Genomic DNA, 4,191 nt, shown 5'->3' with positions numbered 1-4,191 from the left:
GTGCAGCGTTCGGTGATGAGGACTTCCGACCGCTGCACGAACGCCACCGCTGTGTAGACCCCGCCCGCGACCATGGCCAGGGTCAGCAGCAGCACAAGACGACGGCGCAAGCTGCCTCTGCGTGCCACGAAACTACTCCCTCAGGCCCTTGCGGGGCCGGTACATTCTGCTGACGGTTGGCTTTCCGCACTCCACCTTAGTTGGCGTGCAGGGCCTCGTTGAGTTCCACGGTCTGCCCCTTGCGGGGGAGGACCTCAACTTCACCGGTGGAGGAGTTGCGGCGGAAGAGCAGGTTGGGGACGCCGGAGAGCTCAACGGCCTTGACGATCTGGCTGGTGTCCTCGCCGTCGGCGTCCTTGGCCCCGACCATGCGGACACGTGTTCCGGCCGTGACGTACAGACCGGCCTCGACGACGGAATCGTCGCCGATGCTGATGCCCACTCCGGAGTTGGCGCCGAGCAGCACACGTTCGCCCAGGGAGATCTTTTCCTTGCCGCCGCCGGACAGCGTGCCCATGATTGAGGCGCCGCCGCCGACGTCGGACCCGTCACCGGTGACCACCCCGGCGGAGATGCGGCCTTCGACCATGGAGGTGCCAAGGGTGCCTGCGTTGAAGTTGACGAAGCCCTCGTGCATGACCGTGGTGCCCTCGGCCAGGTGTGCGCCGAGACGGACGCGGTCGGCGTCGGCAATGCGTACGCCGGAGGGGATGACGTAGTCGACCATGCGGGGGAACTTGTCCACGCCGTAGACGGTGACGGCGCCGCGTTTGCGCAGCCGGGCGCGGGTCAGTTCGAAGCCTTCGACGGCGGCGGGTCCGAAGTTGGTCCACACGACGTTGGGGAGCTTCCCGAAGATACCGTCCAGGTTGATGGTGTTCGGCTGGACCAGGCGGTGGGACAGAAGGTGCAGGCGCAGGTAGGCGTCGGCGGTGTCGGCGGGCGCCTCGTCGAGGTGGATCTGGGCGAACACGACTTTCTGCTCGGTGCCGCGGTCGGCGTCGGCCCCGGTCGCGGCGATCTCGAGCAGCGACTGGTCCGCGTTGGCCACATCGCGGAGGCTCTCCGTCGCAGTTCCGAGGGCCGGTGCCGGGAACCAGACGTCCAGCACGGTGGCATCACCGTTGCTGGTTGCGATCGTGGCGACGCCATAACCATAGGCGGAGCGGGCGTCTGAGGGCACAGCGGAAGAAGCGGTTTCAGTCATGCCCCAAGTCTATAGACGGCGCCCGCCCGCCCGGAAACCCGTGACAGCCCAAGTAACTCGCAGCTGGGGCCGTTATGACGCCTCAAAACGGCCACAGGTGCGAGTCAGATGGGAGGGGCCGCGGGGGAGGCCAGCGGATAAAGTGGGACGGTGACTGCCCCGGACTTGAACGCGCACCCGAACGCCCGCCCCCATGCCGCCCGCCTGGACCTGCACCAGGACGTGGCACTGCTGACCGCCAGGCTTATCGACATCCACAGTGTCTCCGGAGAGGAGGGGGAGCTGGCCGACGCCGTGGAGCATGCCCTCCGCTCCATCCCGCAGCTGGAACTGGTCCGCGACGGCGATTCCATCATCGCCCGCACCAACCTGGGCCGCGCCGAAAGGGTCATCCTGGCCGGGCACCTGGACACGGTGCCCCTGCCGACCACGGAGGGCTCCCTCGGGACCGTCCCGTCGTACTGGCCGTCGGGTGCACCCGGGGAGGGCATCCTCTACGGCCGCGGCGCCACCGACATGAAGGGCGGCGTCGCGGTTCAGCTGGCGCTGGCCGCAGGACTCTTCGACGGCGGCATGGAGCCGGAGAAGGACGTCACGTTCGTCTTTTACGACCATGAGGAAGTCGAGGCCGTCAAGAGCGGGCTCGGCCGGCTGGTCCGGAACCACGGCCACCTGCTCGGCGGGGACTTCGCAATCCTGCTGGAGCCCACGGACGGGACCGTGGAGGGCGGCTGCAACGGCACGATCCGCTTCGAAGCGACAACCCGTGGCGAAGCGGCGCATTCCGCCCGGGCCTGGATGGGCAGCAACGCGATCCATGCGGCCGCCCCGATCCTGGCGCGGCTTGCTGCCTACGAGCCCCGGACCGTCAACGTGGATGGACTGGACTACCGGGAGAGCCTCAACGCCGTGAAAGTCAACGGCGGGACGGCCGGCAATGTCATTCCGGACCGTTGCGTCGTGGAAATCAACTACCGGTTCGCCCCGGACAAGTCCCCGGACGAGGCAGAGCAGCATGTCCGGGAGCTGCTGGACGGCTTCGACGTCGTCCGCACGGACGCCGCCGCCGGCGCCCGGCCCGGACTTAACCACCCCGCCGCCGCGTCCTTCGTCGCTGCTGTCGGTGGTGCGCCGAAGCCGAAATACGGCTGGACCGACGTCGCGCGCTTCAGCGAGCTCGGCATCCCGGCGGTGAACTTCGGGCCCGGCGACGCGCTGCTGGCGCACAAGGACAACGAACACGTCGAGGCGGACGCGGTCCGCGAATGCCTGCGGGCACTGCGGAGCTGGCTCACGGCATAAGGCCAGGGACCTGCACGGGAAGACGCGCACGAACGGACACCCGAACAGGCGGCACAAGAAGCGGCAACCCAAAAGGTCCGGAACCCCCGCGGGGTTCCGGACCTTTGTGTGCGGGGCGGCGCGCCCCTGGAACGATCCGCCTGTCCGGGCCTACTTGGCCGGGATCCCAGCGACGGGCACGTGAGCCACGCCGCCGGCGGCCTTCTTGGAGCCGCGCTTCTCGATCCAGATCGCGAGGCGGGAGACGGAGAAGTTGATGGCGATGTAGATGGCCGCCGCCACGAAGAACACCGGGAACAGGTAGGCAGGGCCCAGGAAGTCGGCCATGATCTGCACTTTGCGCAGCAGTTCCTCGTAGGACACGATGTAGCCCAGCGAGGTGTCCTTCAGCAACACCACGAGCTGCGCCACGAGGGACGGCAGCATGCGACGGATGGCCTGGGGCAGCTCGATGCTGCGCCGCGAGGCGAAGCTGGTGAGGCCGATCGCAAGGCCGGCCTCGCGCTGTCCCTTCGGCAGGGACTGGATACCGGCGCGGATGATCTCGGCGAAGATCGCCGAGTTGTACAGGACCAGACCCGCCACGACGGCGGTGAACGAGCCCGTCGCGAACACCAGCAGCACAAAGAACATCATCAGGACCACCGGCATGCCGCGCAGGAATTCCAGCACGATCCGGGTGGGGATCCGGATCCAGGCAACATCGGAGATCCGCATCAGGCAGAGCACCAGGCCCAGCGGGAAGGCGATGACGGCAGCGACTGCCGCCGCGGAGAGGGTGGCCAGGATACCGTTGCCGATCAGCGCCCAGACGTCGGGGATCTGGAACACGGCCCAGCGGCTGGCCTCGAAAATACCCTGCTGTGCCAGGACGGTGATGGCCCACCAAAGCGGGCCGGCAATTGCGACACCACCGACGATGGAGCCGATCAGGGACACACGGCGGGCCTTGGGGCCGGGGACGTCGTAGAGGACCGAGCTCATCGGGAGATCGCCACCTTTCGTTCAACCAGATTGGCCACATAGCCAAGCGGGACGGTTATCAGCAGGTAGAAGAAGGCGACGCCTACGAGGACCCACAGCACGGCGTCGCCGTTGGCGTTCGCGAGCTGGCGGCCGTAGCCGAAGAGTTCCAGCACGTAGAACGCGCCTGCGACCGAGGAGTTCTTGACCAGGGCGATAAGGATGTTGATCATGGGCGGGATCACCGTGCGCAGGGCCTGCGGCAGGATGATCAGGCTGAGGACCTGGCTGAACTTCATGCCGATGCTGCGCGCGGCCTCGGCCTGGCCGACGGGGACGCTGTTGACGCCGGAGCGGACCGCTTCGGCGATGAAGGCCGAGGTGTAGGCGCTCAGGGCGATGATGGCGGCGACTTCAAACTGCTGGAACGTCACTCCCAGCCGCGGCAGGACCACGGCAGCGAAGAAGAACGCGATGGTCAGCGGGGTGTTCCGGACAATCTCCACGTAGGTCATGCTGAAGCCGCGCAGGGCGGCGATGGGCGAGACGCGGGCTGCCGCGAGTACGGTGCCGAAAATCAGTGCGATGATCCCCGAGACCACGGACAGGAAGAGGGTTCTGAGAAAACCGTCCCAATATGCTGGAAGGTTTTCAATGATGACGTCCATAGGTTCCTTAGGCTGCCTTGAGGGGAGTGGGGCTGGAGACGGGAGCGGCGG

The 4,191-nt window shown here is 67.1% G+C and carries 4 protein-coding genes; 1 reads left to right on the top strand and 3 read right to left on the bottom strand.

Annotated elements, in window-relative coordinates; genetic code table 11:
• Positions 1-196: 196 nt before the first annotated feature.
• Positions 197-1,207, bottom strand: coding sequence for a 2,3,4,5-tetrahydropyridine-2,6-dicarboxylate N-succinyltransferase (gene dapD / locus K789_RS0115780; protein ID WP_024367599.1), 1,011 nt, complete (start codon positions 1,205-1,207; stop codon positions 197-199).
• A 150-nt stretch (positions 1,208-1,357) separates the two neighbouring features.
• Between dapD and dapE the strand changes: the two genes are divergently transcribed.
• Positions 1,358-2,509, top strand: coding sequence for a succinyl-diaminopimelate desuccinylase (gene dapE, locus K789_RS0115775; RefSeq protein WP_024367598.1), 1,152 nt, complete (start codon positions 1,358-1,360; stop codon positions 2,507-2,509).
• A 150-nt stretch (positions 2,510-2,659) separates the two neighbouring features.
• Here dapE and K789_RS0115770 read toward each other — a convergent pair whose 3' ends face one another.
• Both K789_RS0115770 and K789_RS0115765 read right to left on the bottom strand, forming a co-directional pair.
• Positions 2,660-3,493: an amino acid ABC transporter permease gene (locus K789_RS0115770; RefSeq protein ID WP_024367597.1), complete on the bottom strand. Its 834-nt coding sequence runs from the start codon at positions 3,491-3,493 to the stop codon at positions 2,660-2,662.
• Positions 3,490-4,140: an amino acid ABC transporter permease gene (locus tag K789_RS0115765; RefSeq protein WP_024367596.1), complete on the bottom strand. Its 651-nt coding sequence runs from the start codon at positions 4,138-4,140 to the stop codon at positions 3,490-3,492. The genes K789_RS0115770 and K789_RS0115765 overlap by 4 nt, the downstream gene beginning before the upstream one ends.
• Between the last annotated feature and the right edge of the window lie 51 nt (positions 4,141-4,191).

This window comes from Arthrobacter sp. TB 26 (genome assembly GCF_000427315.1).
Lineage (GTDB): Bacteria > Actinomycetota > Actinomycetes > Actinomycetales > Micrococcaceae > Arthrobacter.
The sequence above is the reverse complement of the archived record's forward strand: the minus strand, read 5'-3'. Positions and strand labels throughout refer to the sequence as shown.

Bases quoted from the DNA above. Each gene is read 5' to 3' on its own strand.
- dapD (WP_024367599.1), bottom strand. From the start codon at position 1,207: ATGACTGAAACCGCTTCTTCCGCTGTGCCCTCAGACGCCCGCTCCGCC.
- K789_RS0115770 (WP_024367597.1), bottom strand. From the start codon at position 3,493: ATGAGCTCGGTCCTCTACGACGTCCCCGGCCCCAAGGCCCGCCGTGTG.
- K789_RS0115765 (WP_024367596.1), bottom strand. From the start codon at position 4,140: ATGGACGTCATCATTGAAAACCTTCCAGCATATTGGGACGGTTTTCTC.